The organism is Pseudomonas sp. RIT-PI-S (assembly GCF_025642975.1).
GTDB lineage: Bacteria > Pseudomonadota > Gammaproteobacteria > Pseudomonadales > Pseudomonadaceae > Aquipseudomonas.
The window spans coordinates 639,160-655,101 of sequence record NZ_JANZKJ010000001.1; the positions used below are offsets into that span (position 1 = coordinate 639,160).

At 63.8% G+C, this 15,942-nt stretch carries 14 protein-coding genes; 8 read left to right on the top strand and 6 right to left on the bottom strand.

Features of this window, described 5'->3' with window-relative positions; translation table 11 throughout:
* Positions 1–71: 71 nt before the first annotated feature.
* On the bottom strand, positions 72–278 hold the full coding sequence (locus tag OGL93_RS02925; protein WP_263260869.1) for a DUF6316 family protein: 207 nt from the start codon (positions 276–278) through the stop codon (positions 72–74).
* A gap of 74 nt (positions 279–352) precedes the next feature.
* Positions 353–1,747 (bottom strand): class II fumarate hydratase, encoded by a 1,395-nt coding sequence (locus tag OGL93_RS02930; RefSeq protein ID WP_263260870.1) that lies wholly within the window; start codon positions 1,745–1,747, stop codon positions 353–355.
* 201 nt (positions 1,748–1,948) lie between these two features.
* Here OGL93_RS02930 and OGL93_RS02935 point away from each other — a divergent pair, with 201 nt between their 5' ends.
* The 6 genes from OGL93_RS02935 to OGL93_RS02960 all read left to right on the top strand — a co-directional run bounded on the left by OGL93_RS02935 (position 1,949) and on the right by OGL93_RS02960 (position 8,024).
* The gene (locus tag OGL93_RS02935; RefSeq protein WP_263260871.1) at positions 1,949–2,467 is read left to right on the top strand and encodes a DUF2059 domain-containing protein; all 519 of its coding nucleotides are present in this window, start codon (positions 1,949–1,951) and stop codon (positions 2,465–2,467) included.
* Positions 2,468–2,472: 5 nt separating this feature from the next.
* Positions 2,473–2,766: a BolA family protein gene (locus tag OGL93_RS02940; RefSeq protein ID WP_263260872.1), complete on the top strand. Its 294-nt coding sequence runs from the start codon at positions 2,473–2,475 to the stop codon at positions 2,764–2,766.
* A 201-nt stretch (positions 2,767–2,967) separates the two neighbouring features.
* Positions 2,968–3,906, top strand: a complete 939-nt coding sequence (locus OGL93_RS02945; protein WP_263260873.1) for a rhodanese-related sulfurtransferase — start codon at positions 2,968–2,970, stop codon at positions 3,904–3,906.
* A gap of 3 nt (positions 3,907–3,909) precedes the next feature.
* Positions 3,910–4,542: a DsbA family protein gene (locus OGL93_RS02950; protein WP_263260874.1), complete on the top strand. Its 633-nt coding sequence runs from the start codon at positions 3,910–3,912 to the stop codon at positions 4,540–4,542.
* A gap of 154 nt (positions 4,543–4,696) precedes the next feature.
* A complete protein-coding gene (locus OGL93_RS02955) occupies positions 4,697–7,135 on the top strand; it encodes an EAL domain-containing protein (protein WP_263260875.1) in 2,439 nt (812 codons plus the stop codon).
* Between the two features lie 97 nt (positions 7,136–7,232).
* Complete coding sequence (locus OGL93_RS02960) at positions 7,233–8,024, top strand: iron-containing redox enzyme family protein (protein ID WP_263260876.1); 792 nt, start codon at positions 7,233–7,235, stop codon at positions 8,022–8,024.
* A gap of 98 nt (positions 8,025–8,122) precedes the next feature.
* Here the strand turns inward: OGL93_RS02960 and OGL93_RS02965 are convergent, their stop codons facing one another.
* The 4 genes from OGL93_RS02965 to OGL93_RS02980 form a co-directional block, all read right to left on the bottom strand.
* Positions 8,123–8,863, bottom strand: coding sequence for a YciK family oxidoreductase (locus OGL93_RS02965; RefSeq protein ID WP_263260877.1), 741 nt, complete (start codon positions 8,861–8,863; stop codon positions 8,123–8,125).
* 29 nt (positions 8,864–8,892) lie between these two features.
* Positions 8,893–9,564, bottom strand: coding sequence for an N-acetylmuramic acid 6-phosphate phosphatase MupP (gene mupP, locus OGL93_RS02970; RefSeq protein ID WP_263260878.1), 672 nt, complete (start codon positions 9,562–9,564; stop codon positions 8,893–8,895).
* Between the two features lie 2 nt (positions 9,565–9,566).
* Positions 9,567–10,265 carry a bifunctional 2-polyprenyl-6-hydroxyphenol methylase/3-demethylubiquinol 3-O-methyltransferase UbiG gene (ubiG, locus tag OGL93_RS02975; protein ID WP_263260879.1) on the bottom strand — a complete coding sequence of 233 codons (699 nt, stop codon included), beginning with the start codon at positions 10,263–10,265 and terminating at the stop codon, positions 9,567–9,569.
* 75 nt (positions 10,266–10,340) lie between these two features.
* On the bottom strand, positions 10,341–11,672 hold the full coding sequence (locus OGL93_RS02980) for a TRZ/ATZ family hydrolase (protein WP_263260880.1): 1,332 nt from the start codon (positions 11,670–11,672) through the stop codon (positions 10,341–10,343).
* Positions 11,673–11,774: 102 nt separating this feature from the next.
* Here OGL93_RS02980 and mtnA point away from each other — a divergent pair, with 102 nt between their 5' ends.
* Complete coding sequence (gene mtnA / locus OGL93_RS02985; protein ID WP_263260881.1) at positions 11,775–12,851, top strand: S-methyl-5-thioribose-1-phosphate isomerase; 1,077 nt, start codon at positions 11,775–11,777, stop codon at positions 12,849–12,851.
* A gap of 362 nt (positions 12,852–13,213) precedes the next feature.
* Entirely contained in the window at positions 13,214–15,886 is a 2,673-nt protein-coding gene (gene gyrA, locus OGL93_RS02990; RefSeq protein ID WP_263260882.1) for a DNA gyrase subunit A, read from the top strand.
* Positions 15,887–15,942 lie beyond the last annotated feature (56 nt).

Sequence of the window (15,942 nt, forward strand, 5' to 3'; positions counted from 1 at the left end):
GCGGGCAAAGCCCGCGAACCTCGTGACCCCAGGCGCAATGATGGAGGCGGGCAGTGCCCGCCTCTTCGGCGTTAGCCCGCTAATTCGTTGCGCATGCGGTTGGACACAGCCCGCTCGATATACGCCTCGCTTTCCTTGACCGCTTCCTCGCGGGTAGGGAAGGGGCCTTCGAGGGTGTTTTCCCGAGTGCTGAAAAAGAAGTTGCCGTTGATCAGGGTGAAGCGGTCGCTGCGAAACCGAGTGGCGGGTGCGATTTCTTCTGCGCGTTTGCCTAACATGTAGCCCTCCGAACGAACTGATAGCCGAAGTGTAAGCTGCCCGCCGGCGCTCGGCGGGCAGGGGATAGCGTTAGTCAGCCTTGGCCACCGGCTGACAGCATGTTTTCCGGGCGCACCCACTGATCGAACTGCTCGTCGGTGAGGTAGCCCAGGTCCAGCGCTGCCTGGCGCAAGGTCAGGTTTTCGCCGTAGGCCTTCTTGGCGATCTGCGCGGCCTTGTCATAGCCGATATGCGGGTTGAGCGCGGTGACCAGCATCAAGCCCCGCTCCAGGTGCTCCGCCATCTTGTCGGCATCCGCTTCGAGGCCAGCGATGCAATGGGCCTGGAAATTGCGGCAACCGTCAGCCAGCAAGGTGATCGATTGCAGCAGGTTATGAATGATTACCGGCTTATAAACGTTCAATTGCAGGTGGCCCTGGCTGGCCGCCATGCCGATGGTCACGTCGTTGCCCAGCACTTGGCAGGCCAGCATCGACAGCGCCTCGCACTGGGTCGGGTTGACCTTGCCAGGCATGATCGAGCTACCTGGCTCGTTAGCCGGCAGGCGCACTTCCGCCAAGCCGCCACGGGGGCCGGAGCCCAGCAGGCGAAGGTCGTTGGCCAGTTTCATCAACGCCACGGCGAGCGTTTTCAAGGCGCCTGCAAGGGTCACCAGAGGCTCATGCCCGGACAACGCGGCAAACTTGTTCGGCGCGGTGACGAAGGGGAGGCCGGAGAGGGCCGCCAGCTCGGCAGCCATGGCTTCGGCGAAACCCTGCGGCGCGTTGAGGCCGGTACCCACCGCGGTGCCGCCCTGGGCCAGCTCATAAACCGCTGGCAAGGCCGCGCGAATCGCCTGTTGGGCGTAGTCCAGCTGGGCGATGAAGGCCGATACCTCTTGGCCGAAGGTGATGGGAGTCGCATCCATCATATGGGTGCGCCCGGTTTTCACCAGCTGCATGTGACGCGCCGACAGCTCGGCCAAGCCCGCCGACAACTCGCCAACCGCCGGCAGCAGCTCGGCTTGCACCGCCTTGGCCGCGGCAATGTGCATGGCCGTGGGGAAGCAGTCGTTGGAGCTTTGCGAGCGGTTCACATGGTCATTGGGGTGCACCGGGCTCTTACCGCCACGGCCTTGGCCGGCCAGCTCGTTGCCGCGGCCGGCGATCACCTCATTGACGTTCATGTTGCTCTGGGTGCCGCTGCCGGTCTGCCAGACCACCAGCGGGAATTGGTCGTCGTGCTCGCCAGCCAGCACCTCATCGGCTGCCTGTTCGATCAACCGGGCAACGTCTGGCGGCAAGTCGCCGCTACGGCTATTGACGCGCCCCGCGGCCTTCTTGATCAACGCCAGGGCGTGCACTACGGCCAGGGGCATGCGCTGCTCGCCGATTGCGAAGTTGATCAGCGAACGCTGGGTCTGCGCGCCCCAATAGGCGTCCTCGGGGACTTCGATCTGGCCGATGCTGTCAGTTTCGATGCGGGTCATTGCGTTCTCGCTTGGGCTAGTTCCACAGCCAGTTTAGGCGCATTCCAGCGCCCTGGGTTCCCTCGTTTTCAGCCGTCGGCGTGGGCATCGCGGGGGGCGGCTCGTCAGCCAGGGTTGAGCGCCCGGTTGGGTTGGGCGCAGAATGGGCCGTTCTGGGGTTCGCCCCTATTGCCACCCCAATCGCCACAGTAAGGAAAACCGATGAATCGAGTTCGCGCCCTCTGCACAGCGGCCGTCTTGGCCTGCGCCGGGCCGGTCATGGCCGATACCGCCAGCCACAACGCCAGCGCGGAAGCCTTCCTGATGATGGCTCATGCCGACAAGCTCGGTACGCCTGTATACATGCAGGTGCAACAGATGTTCGCCCAGCGTTTCGCCCAGGCCAACGCGCCGGATTCCAAGCAGGCGCTGCTGGAAACCTACCAGGCCAAAGCCAACGCCGCGCTGGACCAGGCCATCGGCTGGGACAAGCTCAAGCCCGAGATGGTCAAGCTCTATACCGATAACTTCACCGAGCAGGAGCTCAAGGACCTGGTCAAGTTCTACCAGTCGCCGCTCGGCCAGAAGATCGTGCAGAAAATGCCGCAAGTCACCGAGCAGTCCGCCGAGCTGACCCAGGCGCACCTTAAAGAAGCGGCCCCGGTGGTGAACAAACTGCTGGCGGACATGACCGCCGAGATTACCCCGCCGAAGGCCCCCGAATCCGCCAAGAAGAAGTGATCGCCATGACCATGCAGGCCCGCATTCAGAGCGCCCTGACGCTGCTGCAGCCACAACACCTGAGCGTGCTCGATGAAAGCCACATGCATAGCCGGGGGCAACAGACCCACTATAAAGCCGTGGTGGTCAGCGAGCGGTTCGCCGGGCTGAACAGCGTCAAGCGGCACCAGTTGGTGTACGGCACCCTGGGCGAGCTGATGGGCGAGTTCCATGCATTGGCCCTGCACACCTACACCCCCGAGGAGTGGGCCGCCATCGGTGCCGCTCCCGCTTCACCGGTGTGCGCCGGCGGGCATTGATCCAGCGCAGCACACAGGCGCCGATCGCTTTGCTAGAATGCGCGCCGCTTTGGATGGCATGACCAGTTCGCGGGCTTCGTTCGCTCCTGCATATGACCCTGCTGGAGCGGGCGAAGCCCGCGAACGGTCAACGGCTCCAAACGCGTATTCATGACCTGCCTGGTCCGCCCTTTGCGAGGGCGACCACCTGGAGATGCAAAGATGAGCCAACCCATTGTCGTGGCGGCACTGTACAAGTTCGTCACCCTCGAAGATTACCTGGACCTGCGTGAGCCTCTGCTGGAGGTCATGCTGGCCAACGACGTCAAGGGCACCCTGCTGCTTGCGAACGAAGGCATCAACGGTACCGTCTCCGGCACCCGTGCCGGCATCGATGCCCTGCTGGCCTGGCTGCGTAGCGACGCCCGCCTGGTGGACGTGGACCACAAGGAGTCGTACTGCGACGAGCAGCCGTTCTACCGGACCAAAGTCAAGCTCAAGAAAGAGATCGTCACCCTCGGGGTGCCGGGCGTGGACCCGAACAAAAAGGTCGGGACCTACGTCGAGCCCCAGGACTGGAACGCGTTGATTAGCGATCCCCAAGTGCTGCTGATCGACACCCGCAACGATTACGAAGTCGCCATCGGCACCTTCGAAGGCGCCGTCGATCCAAAGACCGCGACCTTCCGGGACTTCCCCGAATACATCAAGGCCAATTTCGACCCGGCCCGGCACAAGAAAGTCGCGATGTTCTGCACCGGTGGCATTCGTTGCGAGAAGGCCTCCAGCTATATGCTCGGCGAAGGGTTCGAAGAGGTGTATCACCTCAAGGGCGGCATCCTCAAATATCTCGAAGAGGTACCGCAAGAGCAGAGCAAATGGCAGGGTGACTGCTTCGTCTTCGACAACCGCGTGACCGTTCGTCACGACCTCAGTGAAGGCGACTACGATCAGTGCCATGCCTGCCGCATGCCCATCAGCGTGCAGGAGCGCCAGTCCCCCCACTATGCGCCAGGGATCAGCTGCCCGCACTGCTGGGACAACCTCAGCGAAAAAACCCGTCGTAGCGCCATTGATCGGCAAAAGCAGATCGAACTGGCCAAGGCCCGCAACCAGCCCCATCCCATCGGCTACAACTACCGTAAAACGACCGAGGCCTGACTCATGGCCAGCCGCCTGGTGTACGTGATGGACCCGATGTGCTCCTGGTGCTGGGGGTTCGCGCCGGTGCTCGACGCCTTGCTCGCGCAAGCGGCCGCGGCCGGCGTGCCCACCCATCTGGTGCTGGGCGGGTTGCGTACCGGCCAGGCGGCGCTCGACCCCGGTACCCGGGCGCGCATTCTCGAGCACTGGCACAGCGTTGAAGCCGCCACCGGGCAGCCGTTTCGCTTCGACGAAGCGCTGCCGCACGGCTTCGTCTATGACACCGAGCCGGCGTGCCGTGCCGTGGCTGCCGCCCGGAGGATCGACGAGGCGCTCGCCTGGCCGATGGCCAGGGCGCTGGCCGAAGCCTTCTACCGGGACGGTCGCGATATCACCCGTACCGCCACTTTGGTAGATATCGCCGAACGCACTGGCCTGTCGCGCATCCGTTTCGCCGAAGCCTTCGACGGCCCGGCGACCTTGGAGGCGACCCAGGCTGACTTTCGCTGGTCACAATCGCTTGGTATCTCTGGCTTCCCCACTGTGCTATGCGAACACGACCGGCAATTCGCCCTGCTTACCAACGGCTATCAACCCCTCGGGGAACTGGCACCCTTGCTGGCACGTTGGCTTGATCGCGCCACCGCGCTATAGTCGCCGGGTGCCGCTCCGCCCCTCGGCGTCGGCTTAGGCACAAAGGGGGGAGTACCGCGTCGGCCAATGCTCGAGCGAGCTTGGCTCCGCTGTGCTGAATGTGTGCCGGGACCTCGTTCGCTCGTGTGCCGGCTTCTGCGACGCAAAGGATCACATGAAGCAGAAACGGACGCTCGAAACGCCCAGACTCATCAGTATTGCCTGGCCCTTCATAGCCGTCGTACTGCTGTTGGCGTTGCTCGGCTGCATCAGCCTGTATGCCCTGTCCGCGGTGCGTGGGTACGTAGCAGGTGAAAGCTTGTGGTCGAAGGGCCAGAAGGACGCGATCTTTTACCTGAGCCTCTATGCCGAAAGCCGCGATGAGCAGGTCTTTCGCAAATACCGTGAAGCCATGGCCGTCCCGGAGGGCAGCCGCGACCTGCGCCTGGCCCTGGACCAGCCGGAGCCGGACGCGGCCCTCGCGCGCCGGGGCCTGCTGCAGGGTGGCAACCATCCAGACGACTTCGACGGCATCATCTGGTTGTTCCTTAATTTTCGGCACATCTCTTATTTCGCCCGTGCCATCGAGCTATGGACCATCGGCGACCAGTACCTGAATCAGCTGGACGAACTTGCCCGGCAGATGCACGCCACCATCCTCGCCAACACCGCCACGGATGCCGACACGGCCCGCTGGAAGGCCCAGATCGTTGCGCTGAACGACGCCGTGACTCCCGCGGCCGTTGCCTTCAGCGATGCCTTGGGCGAAGGCACCCGGGTGCTCCAGCGCCTGCTCATCGCCACCAACTTGATTACTGCCTTCGTTTTGATCGGCCTGGCGCTGTGGATCACCCGCAAGCTGCTGGTGCAGCGGCATAACATGGCCGAGGCGCTGCAGCTGGAAAAGGAGCGCGCCCAGGTCACCCTGGCCTCCATCGGCGATGGCGTGATCGCTACCGATGTTACTGGCGCTATCGCCTATATGAACCCGGCGGCCGAACAACTTACCCACTGGAAAGCCGAACAGGCGGTGGGGCTGCCCTTGGCGGCGCTGTTCAACCTGCTGGATGACCACGCCGAGAAGGACAATTTCACGCTCATCGAGCGGATTCTCGGCGGCCAGCTCAAAGGCGGCAGTGAGCACGCCAAGCTGATCCAGCGGCTCGACGGCAGTACCGTATCGGTGACCTTGGTTGGTGCGCCCATTCAAACCGACGGGCGGATCAGTGGCGCTGTGCTGGTGCTGCACGACATGACGCAAGAGCGGCAGTACATCGCCAACCTGTCCTGGCAGGCGAGCCACGACGCGTTGACCGGGCTTGCCAACCGCCGGGAGTTCGAGCAGCGCCTGGAGCAGGCGCTATGCCGCATGGCCAGCGGCAAGGGCCGCCACTCGCTGATGTTCCTGGACCTGGACCAGTTCAAGCTGGTGAACGATACCTGCGGGCACGCCGCCGGCGACGAACTGCTGCGACACATCTGCGCCGTGCTCCAGGCCGGCCTGCGGGAAACCGACACCCTGGCGCGCTTGGGCGGCGATGAGTTCGGCGTGCTGCTCGAGGACTGCCCGGCCGAGCAGGCCGAACGCATCGCCGAGTACCTGCGCGAAAGTGTGCACAGCTTGCACTTCGTGTGGAAAGGCCGCCCCTTCATGACCTCGGTCAGTATCGGCCTGGTTCATCTCAACCTGCTGCCGGCCACCTTGGAGTTGTCCCTGCGTGCCGCAGACATGGCCTGCTACATGGCCAAGGAAAAGGGCCGCAACCGGGTGCAGGTGTATCACGCCGATGATTCGGAAGTGTCTACCCGCTTCGGCGAGATGGCCTGGATTCAACGCCTGCGCCTGGCGCTCGAAGAGGATCGCTTCACCCTCTACTCCCAGGAGATCGCCCTGCTGTCGGAGAACCGCGGGGCAGGGGAGGCCAGGCATGTGGAGATTCTTCTGCGCCTGCACGACGAGCACGGCCGGATGATCCTTCCCGACACCTTCATCCCGGCCGCCGAGCGTTACGGGCTGATGACGGCGCTGGACCGCTGGGTGGTGAAGAATGTATTCGGGATCATCCGCCAGGCCATGGACGAAGGCGGTGGCGAGCCCTTGGCGGTATGTGCCATCAACTTGTCCGGGATCAGTATCGGCGACGAGGATTTCCTCGATTATCTTCGGGAGCAGTTCCGGCGGTTTGCCATTGCACCGCACCTCATTTGTTTCGAAATCACCGAGACGAGCGCCATTTCCAATCTGGGCAGCGCTATCCGTTTCATCAACGAGCTCAAGGCGTTGGGTTGCCTCTTCTCGCTGGATGATTTCTGTGCGGGCATGTCCTCGTTCGCTTACCTCAAACACCTGCCGGTGGACTTCTTGAAGATCGACGGCAGCTTCGTCAAGGACATGCTCGACGACCCGATCAACCGGGCCATGGTGGAAGTGATCAACCACATTGGTCATGTGATGGGTAAGCGGACCATCGCTGAGTTCGTTGAAACTCCGCTTATCGAGCAGGCGCTCATGGACATCGGTGTGGACTACGCCCAAGGCTACCTGATCGAGCGGCCAAGGTTGTTCACCTGTGCCAGCCTGAAGTGCGCCGACGAAGCGCGGGCGACGCCATAATAAAAAAAGTGCATTGGTTCCAGGTGCCATCGCGGTCAGAGCGGGGTGCCACCAGTCGTCACGCGGTAGTTTTTCACCAACAGAAAGGAAGTTGTCGATGAATGATGTAGCAGAGTCAGGTTTCACCCGCACCGGGCCACTGATGGAGGCAAGTAGCTACCCGGCATGGGCCCAGCAATTGCTGCGTGATTGCAGCATCGCCAAGCGCCGCGTGGTGCAGCACGAGCTATACCAGCGCATGCGCGACAACAAGCTCAGCGCCGCGACCATGCGGCAATACCTGATCGGCGGCTGGCCGGTAGTCGAGCAGTTCTCGCTGTACATGGCGCAGAACCTCACTAAAACCCGCTTCGCCCGGCACCCCGGTGAAGACCTTGCCCGCCGCTGGCTGATGCGCAACATCCGGGTGGAACTCAACCATGCCGATTACTGGGTGAACTGGTGCGCGGCCCACGGTGTGACCCTCGAGGACCTGCAAGCGCAGAAAGTGCCGCCGGAGTTGCAGTCTCTGAGCCACTGGTGCTGGCAGACCTGCGCTACCGATCCGCTGGTGATCGCGATGGCCGCCACCAACTACGCCATCGAAGGAGCGACTGGCGAGTGGTCCGCCGTGGTGTGCTCTACCGACACTTATGCCAACGCCTTCCCTGAAGAAACCCGCAAGCGCGCCATGAAGTGGCTCAAGATGCATGCCCAGTACGACGATGCCCACCCGTGGGAGGCGCTGGAGATCATCTGCACCCTGGCCGGCAACAACCCGCCACAGGCCTTGCAGACCGAGCTGCGCAAGGCGATCTGCAAAAGCTACGACTACATGTTCCTGTTCCTGGAACGCTGCATGGAGCTGGAAAACAAGACCGTGCATCGCGAGCGCGAAGCCTTGGCTTGAGCAGCCCATGCGTAGGCGCCAGGCTCTGCCTGCACTTTGCGTTTCGATCACGCGGTGCAGGCAGAGCCTGGCGCCTACAAGGGTGTTAACAGGGGCTGCTACCTGGCGTCGAATGCCTGGCCATTGACGCCGGTGCTGTCCGGCCCCATCAGGTAGAGGTACACCGGCATGATCTCCTCCGGGCGCGGGTTGCGCTGAGGATCCTCACCTGGGTAGGCCTGGGCGCGCATGTCGGTACGGGTGCCGCCGGGGTTCAGGCTGTTGGCTCGGATCAACGAACTGCCAGCCAGTTCGTCCGCCAGCGTTTGCATCAGCCCCTCGGTCGCGAACTTGGACACCGCATAAGCGCCCCACTGCGCGCGGCCCTTACGGCCCACGCTGCTCGAGGTGAAGATCACCGAGGCGTCGGTGGACCGGTGCAGCAAGGGCAGCATGGCGCGGGTGAGCATGAAGGTGGCATTTACGTTCACCTGCATCACCTGGATGAAGTCTGCGTCGGGAATTTCATCGAGGTTCGCCCGCGGGCCAAGGAGCGAAGCATTGTGCAGCAGGCCGTCGAGCCGCCCGAACTCGTCGTCTATACGTACTTCGAGCTTTTCGTAGTCCGACGTGCCTGCGTGTTCCAGGTCCAGCTCGAACACCGCGGGCCGTGGATGCCCCGCCCCCACGATGCGCTGGGCCACGGCCTGCAGGTTGGCGGCGGTTTTACCGAGCAGGATCACCTTGGCGCCATGGGCGGCATACGCTTCGGCGGCCGCCGCGCCTATCCCGCGGCCAGCGCCCGTGACCAGGATCACCCGGTCGGCGAGCAGATTGGGTGGGGCCTGGTATTCGAACATTGCGTCTCCTTGCTCAAACAGCGCGGCGATCAGCAGCCGCAGAGCGCGCGGTCGAGCACCTCGCGCAGCTCCTCGGGGTGGCTGACGACCACATCCGCGCCCCAGTGGTTGGGGTTGTCATGAGGATGAATATAGCCGTAACGCACCGCGGCGGTTTTGGTCCCGGCGTCGCGCCCGGATTCGATGTCGCGCAGGTCGTCGCCCACGAACAACACGCGAGAGGGGTCCACCCCCAGGGTTTTGCACGCCAGGATCAGCGGCTCGGGGTCTGGCTTGCTACGGGTGACGTGGTCCGGGCAGATCAACAGCCGAGACCGTTCGGCCAGCCCTAGCCGCTGCATGATGGGTTCGGCGAAGCGCACCGGCTTATTGGTGACCACCCCCCACATCAGCCCGGCTTTCTCGATGTCGGCCAGCAGAGCGCCCATGCCGTCGTAGAGCCGCGTGTGAACGGCGCAGCCTTGTTGATAGCGCTCAAGGAATTCCAGGCGCAGCGCTTCGAACTCCGCCGCTTCGGGCGAGAGGGCGAAGGTGGCGCTGACCATGGCACGGGCGCCGCCAGAGATCACATCGCGGATCAGTTGGTCGTTCACCGCCGGCAAGCCACGGTCGGCGAGCATGGCCTGACACACAGCGACGAAATCCGGAGCGGTGTCCAGCAGGGTGCCGTCCATGTCGAAAAGCACTGCGTCAAGGCGCATGTTTACGCCTCCCGTACGGTCTGAATCATGTAGTTGACGTCCACGTCCGCGGCCAGCTTGTAATGTTTGGTCAGCGGATTGTAGGTCAGGCCGATCATGTCTTTGACCCGCAGGTCGGCGGCTCGGCTCCAGCTGCCCAGTTCCGATGGACGGATGAATTTCTTGAAGTCATGGGTGCCGCGCGGCAGCAGTTTCATGATGTATTCGGCGCCGACGATGGCGAACAGGTAAGCCTTCGGGTTGCGGTTGATGGTGGAGAAAAACACCTGGCCGCCGGGCTTGACCATTCGCGCGCAGGCTTTGATCACCGAGGAAGGGTCCGGCACGTGCTCGAGCATCTCGAGGCACGTGACCACGTCGAAGGCGCCAGGCGCTTCTTCCGCCAGGGCCTCGGCAGTGATCTGCCGGTACTCCACGTTCACCCCAGACTCCAGCTGATGCAGCCGCGCTACCGCGAGCGGTGCCTCGCCCATGTCGATACCCGTCACGGTAGCCCCGCGCAGCGCCATGGCCTCGCTCAGGATGCCGCCTCCGCACCCTACGTCCAGCACTCGCTTGCCGGCGAGGTGAGCGCGCTCGTCGATCCAGTTGACCCGCAGCGGATTGATCTCGTGCAGCGGCTTGAACTCGCTCTCCCGATCCCACCAGCGGTGGGCGAGGGCTTCGAATTTGGCGATTTCGGCGTGGTCGACGTTACTCATGGGCGATCCTTGGAACAAAGATAAAAAAGGTGGCTCGAGCGCACGCTGAGCATTGCGCCTAGGGCGTGTTACCGGTCATTGAGCGTCGCTCGCGGCGATGCGCTCGCCCCAGGCGCGGGCACGGGCGGCGAGCGCGGCTTCATCGAAACCCGTAAGCCGGCCGTCGCTCAACAGTGCCTGGCCGGCGACCCACAGGTGCCTGACGCAGTCGCGCCCGGTGGCGTAAATCAATTGAGATACCGGGTTGTAGACCGGTTGCTGGGCGAGGCCAGACAGATCGAAGGCCACGACGTCTGCGGCCTTGCCCACTTCCAGCGAGCCGATCAGCGCGTCCAGCCCCAGCGCTCGTGCGCCGTTGAGCGTTGCCATGCGCAAGGCACGATGGGCATCCACGGCGGTTGCCGAGCCCGCTACCGCCTTTGCCAGAAGGGCCGCGGTACGAACCTCAGCCAGCAGGTCCAGATCGTTGTTGCTGGCGGCGCCATCGGTACCCACGGCCACATTCACCCCGGCCTGCCACAGGCGCTCTATCGGACAGAAGCCGCTGGCCAGCTTGAGGTTGGACTCAGGGCAATGCACCACACTGCAGTTGTTTTCTACCAGCAGGGCCAGGTCGTCATCGTTGACCTGGGTCATGTGCACGGCCTGGAAGCGCGGCCCCAGCATCCCGAGGCGAGCGAGCCTGGCCAGCGGGCGCTCGCCGGTATGTTCCAGCGCCTGCTGTACCTCCGAAGCGGTTTCGTGGACGTGCATCTGGATCGGCGCATCCAGCTGGTTGGCCAGCACCCGGACTTTCTCCAGGTTGGCATCGCCCACGGTATAAGGCGCGTGAGGGCCGAACGCCAGGCTAACGCGGGGGTGGTCACGCAACTCGTCGAAGAGGGCAATGCCCTGGCGCAGCGCTTCGTCGATATCGCGGGCGCCCGGCACGGGAAAATCCAGAATCGGCACGGAGATCTGCGCACGCATGCCGCTTTCGTGAACGCGCTCGGCGGCGATCTTGGGGAAGAAGTACATGTCGGCGAAACAGGTGATGCCGCCCTTGAGCTGCTCGGCGATGGCCAGGTCCATGCCATCGCGGACGAAGGCTTCATCCACCCAGCGGCCTTCGGCCGGCCAGATGTGGTCCTGCAGCCAGGTCATCAGCGGCAGGTCATCGGCCAGGCCACGGAACAGGGCCATCGCCCCATGGCCGTGGGCATTGACCATCCCCGGCGTGAGCAGGCAACCCGGCAGTTCCAGCACTTCCACTGCCGAACGGGCCATGCCGTCGGCGCGTGGGCCGATGAATTCGATCAGGCCGTCCCGGATACCCAGCGCGTAATCCTTGAACACCACGCCCGCCGGTTCCACCGGAACCAGCCAGCTTGGCAGCAGCAGGAGATCGAGCGTTGGGGCTGGGGGCATGGCGGCTTCCGATGGGAGGAACAGGATGCCGAAGTATACCCGAGCGTCTTTCCCGGGCGAGCGGTATAATCGGCGGTTTTGAAAGCTTGAGTGGGGTGGGGCATGCGCGATCGGCTTTTGGCGGCAGAGAAAGTAAAGGCGATCGAGTGGCGGGACGGCGCCTTGTTTCTGCTCGACCAGCGCCTGCTGCCAGCCTCCGAAACCTGGCTGCGCCACGATGACGCCGCCGCGGTAGCCGATGCTATCCGCGGCATGGTGGTTCGTGGCGCGCCAGCCATTGGCATCGCCGCGGCCTATGGCGTGGCGCTCTCGGTGGCTCGGCGGCTGCAGGCAGGCGGAGACTGGCGCGCCGCAGTGGCGGCGGATATCGCCTTGCTGGCCGACTCCCGTCCCACCGCGGTGAACCTGTTCTGGGCGCTCAATCGCATGCGCGACCGCCTGGGCCGGCTACGTGAAAGCGAGTCGCCGCTCGCCGCGATGGAAGCCGAGGCGGTGGACATCCATCAGAGCGACCGCGAAGCCAACCTGACCATGGCCCAGCTTGGGGTAGACCTGATCCGCAAGCATCAGGGCAACGTGCAAGCCCTGCTCACCCATTGCAATACCGGCGCGCTCGCCACGGGCGGCTTCGGCACCGCCCTGGGGGTAATCCGTGGCGCCTGGCTGGAGGGCATGGTCGAGCGGGTATACGCCGATGAAACCCGCCCCTGGCTGCAAGGCTCGCGGCTGACCGCGTGGGAGCTGGCCAATGAGGGCATACCGGTATCGCTCAATGCCGACTCTGCCGCGGCGCACATCATGAAGACCAAAGGCATCACCTGGGTCATCGTCGGGGCGGACCGCATCACTGCCAATGGTGACGTTGCTAACAAGATCGGCACCTACCAGTTGGCGGTCAATGCCATGCACCACGGTGTGCGGTTCATGGTGGTCGCGCCCAGCTCCACTATCGACATGAGCTTGGAAACCGGGGACGACATTCCCATCGAAGAGCGCGCTGGCAGCGAACTGCTCGAAGTGGGTGGAACCCGCATCGGTGCCGATGTCGACGCCTTCAACCCGGTGTTCGACGTGACGCCGGCCGACCTGATCGACGCCATCGTCACCGAGAAAGGCATCGTCGAACGCCCGGATGCCGCCAAGATGAACCAGCTGATGTGCCGCAAGCGGTTGCATTGAGCTGCTGGTGGTAGGTCTGTAGGGCCGGGCAAAGCCCGCGAAAGCCTTTTGCGGTATCGGGTTCGCGCGCTGGCGCTCGCGCCTGCAAGGGTGATAGGCGCCCCTCAAAAACCGCCCCAATAAGATGTGCCCTTGCGGCCAAGCCTTCTGAGCGGCCTTCCAAGCCTTTTATGGCCTTTGGCACTGTCCTCCAAAGCCTTGATTGGGATAGGCCCTTGCTGCGCGCTGTGGTAACATCCGGCGGTTTAGAGGCTGGCCTACACGAAGTGCCGCCACGCTGTTTGTGAGACGCAAGTCGTCAGGTGTGCGCTGGCCATTGCTGGCTCGGCTGAGTTTCATTACATAAAGGAATCAGGCTTCTCATGGGCGAACTGGCCAAAGAAATCCTACCGGTCAATATCGAAGACGAGCTCCGGCAGTCGTACCTCGACTACGCCATGAGCGTAATCGTCGGGCGTGCACTGCCCGACGCCCGCGATGGCTTGAAGCCAGTGCATCGGCGGGTTCTTTATGCCATGAGCGAGCTGGGCAACGACTGGAACAAGCCCTACAAGAAATCGGCCCGTGTGGTCGGTGACGTGATCGGTAAATACCACCCCCACGGCGACACTGCCGTCTACGACACCATCGTGCGGATGGCCCAGCCGTTCTCGCTGCGCTACCTGCTCGTGGATGGCCAGGGCAACTTCGGGTCGGTGGACGGCGACAACGCCGCGGCCATGCGGTACACCGAAGTGCGCATGACCAAGCTGGCCCACGAGCTGCTGGCCGACCTGCACAAGGAAACCGTCGACTGGGTGCCCAACTACGACGGCACCGAGCTGATCCCGGCGGTCATGCCCACGCGCATTCCCAACCTGCTGGTCAACGGTTCCAGCGGCATCGCCGTCGGCATGGCTACCAACATCCCGCCGCACAACCTGGGTGAGGTGCTCGACGGCTGCCTGGCGGTGATCGACAACCCGGACGTCACCATCGATGAGCTGATGCAGCACATCCCCGGGCCGGATTTCCCCACCGCCGCCATCATCAATGGCCGCCAGGGCATCATCGAGGCGTATCGCACCGGCCGCGGCCGCATCTACATGCGTGCCCGTTCCACCGTGGAAGACATCGACAAAGTCGGCGGCCGCCAGCAGATCGTGGTCACCGAGCTGCCCTATCAGCTGAACAAGGCGCGCCTGATCGAGAAGATCGCCGAGCTGGTGAAGGAAAAGAAACTCGAAGGCATTACCGAGCTGCGCGACGAGTCCGACAAGGACGGTATGCGCATCGTCATCGAGCTGCGTCGGGGCGAAGTGCCTGAGGTCATCCTCAACAACCTCTATGCCCAGACCCAACTGCAAGCGGTCTTTGGCATCAACATCGTTGCCCTGGTCGACGGCCGGCCACGCCTGCTCAACCTCAAGGACCTGCTCGAGGCCTTCGTTCGCCATCGCCGCGAAGTCGTTACCCGCCGCACCGTGTTCGAGCTGCGCAAGGCGCGCGAGCGTGGCCACATCCTGGAAGGCCAGGCGGTGGCGCTGTCCAACATCGACCCGGTCATCGCGCTGATCAAGGCGTCGCCGACGCCGTCCGAGGCCAAGGAAGCCCTGGTGTCCACCGGCTGGGAATCCACCGCGGTGATGACCATGGTCGAGCGCGCCGGCGCCGATGCCTGCCGCCCGGAAAACCTCGACCCGCAGTACGGCATGCGTGACGGCAAGTACTTCCTCTCGCCGGAGCAGGCCCAGGCTATCCTCGACCTGCGACTGCACCGCCTGACCGGCCTGGAGCACGAGAAGCTGCTGGCCGAGTACCAGGAAATCCTCAACCAGATCGGCGAACTCATTCGCATCCTCAGCAGCGCCGAGCGCCTGATGGAAGTGATTCGCGAGGAGCTGGAGCTGATCCGCGCCGAATACGGCGATGCGCGCCGCACCGAGATCCTCGACGCGCGCCTTGACCTGACCCTTGGCGACATGATTCCCGAAGAACACCGCGTGGTGACCATCTCCCACGGCGGCTACGCCAAGACCCAGCCCCTGGCGGCCTACCAGGCGCAGCGCCGGGGCGGCAAGGGCAAGTCGGCCACGGGCGTGAAGGACGAGGACTACATCTCCCACCTGCTGGTCGCCAACAGCCACACCACGCTGATGCTGTTCTCCAGCAAGGGCAAGGTGTACTGGCTCAAGACCTACGAAATTCCCGAAGCCTCCCGCGCGGCGCGTGGTCGCCCGCTGGTGAACCTGCTGCCCCTGGGCGAAGGCGAGTACATCACCACCATGCTGCCGGTGGAGGAGTACACCGAAGGCCACTTCATCTTCATGGCCACCGCCAACGGCACCGTGAAGAAAGTGCCGCTGCAGCAGTTCAGCCGCCAACGCAGTGTTGGCCTGATCGCCCTGGAGCTGGACGAAGGCGACGTGTTGATCTCGGCGTCCATTACCGATGGCAACCGTGAAGTCATGCTGTTCTCCGACGCCGGCAAGGTGACCCGCTTCAACGAAGCAGATGTGCGCCCGATGGGCCGTACCGCCCGCGGCGTCCGCGGCATGCGCCTGGGTGAAGGCCAGCGGTTGATCTCCATGATCATCCCGGAGGAGGGCAGCCAGATCCTTACCGCCTCCGAGCGCGGTTATGGCAAGCGCACCGCCATCGCCGAGTTCCCGCAATACAACCGCGGCGGCCAGGGCGTGATCGCCATGGTCAGCAATGACCGTAACGGCCGCCTGGTGGGGGCCGTGCAGGTGCTCGAGGGCGAGGAGATCATGCTGATCTCCGACCAGGGCACCCTGGTGCGTACCCGGGTTGGCGAGGTCTCCAGCCTTGGCCGCAACACGCAGGGCGTGACCCTGATCAAGCTGGCCAGCGACGAGAAACTGGTGGGCCTGGAGCGGGTTCAGGAGCCTTCCGAGGAGGAAGTGGAGATCTTCGAAAGCGAGGACGCGCTGGCCGCGACCATGGTCGAGGAGCTTGCTGACGCGCCTGAAGAGCCTCTGGAAACCCCTGCCGATCACCTGGGTGACACTGGCGAAGAGCCGATCCCGGAGTAAAACGCCGGAGCAAAGCGAGACAGCCGGGCACATGGGTGCCCGGCGATGCAAAGACA

Excerpts from the sequence above, each read along its gene's own strand:
- OGL93_RS02925 (WP_263260869.1), bottom strand. The coding sequence starts at position 278 with ATGTTAGGCAAACGCGCAGAAGAAATCGCACCCGCCACTCGGTTTCGC.
- OGL93_RS02930 (WP_263260870.1), bottom strand. The coding sequence starts at position 1,747 with ATGACCCGCATCGAAACTGACAGCATCGGCCAGATCGAAGTCCCCGAG.
- OGL93_RS02935 (WP_263260871.1), top strand. The coding sequence starts at position 1,949 with ATGAATCGAGTTCGCGCCCTCTGCACAGCGGCCGTCTTGGCCTGCGCC.
- OGL93_RS02940 (WP_263260872.1), top strand. The coding sequence starts at position 2,473 with ATGACCATGCAGGCCCGCATTCAGAGCGCCCTGACGCTGCTGCAGCCA.
- OGL93_RS02945 (WP_263260873.1), top strand. The coding sequence starts at position 2,968 with ATGAGCCAACCCATTGTCGTGGCGGCACTGTACAAGTTCGTCACCCTC.
- OGL93_RS02950 (WP_263260874.1), top strand. The coding sequence starts at position 3,910 with ATGGCCAGCCGCCTGGTGTACGTGATGGACCCGATGTGCTCCTGGTGC.
- OGL93_RS02955 (WP_263260875.1), top strand. The coding sequence starts at position 4,697 with ATGAAGCAGAAACGGACGCTCGAAACGCCCAGACTCATCAGTATTGCC.
- OGL93_RS02960 (WP_263260876.1), top strand. The coding sequence starts at position 7,233 with ATGAATGATGTAGCAGAGTCAGGTTTCACCCGCACCGGGCCACTGATG.
- OGL93_RS02965 (WP_263260877.1), bottom strand. The coding sequence starts at position 8,863 with ATGTTCGAATACCAGGCCCCACCCAATCTGCTCGCCGACCGGGTGATC.
- mupP (WP_263260878.1), bottom strand. The coding sequence starts at position 9,564 with ATGCGCCTTGACGCAGTGCTTTTCGACATGGACGGCACCCTGCTGGAC.
- ubiG (WP_263260879.1), bottom strand. The coding sequence starts at position 10,265 with ATGAGTAACGTCGACCACGCCGAAATCGCCAAATTCGAAGCCCTCGCC.
- OGL93_RS02980 (WP_263260880.1), bottom strand. The coding sequence starts at position 11,672 with ATGCCCCCAGCCCCAACGCTCGATCTCCTGCTGCTGCCAAGCTGGCTG.
- mtnA (WP_263260881.1), top strand. The coding sequence starts at position 11,775 with ATGCGCGATCGGCTTTTGGCGGCAGAGAAAGTAAAGGCGATCGAGTGG.
- gyrA (WP_263260882.1), top strand. The coding sequence starts at position 13,214 with ATGGGCGAACTGGCCAAAGAAATCCTACCGGTCAATATCGAAGACGAG.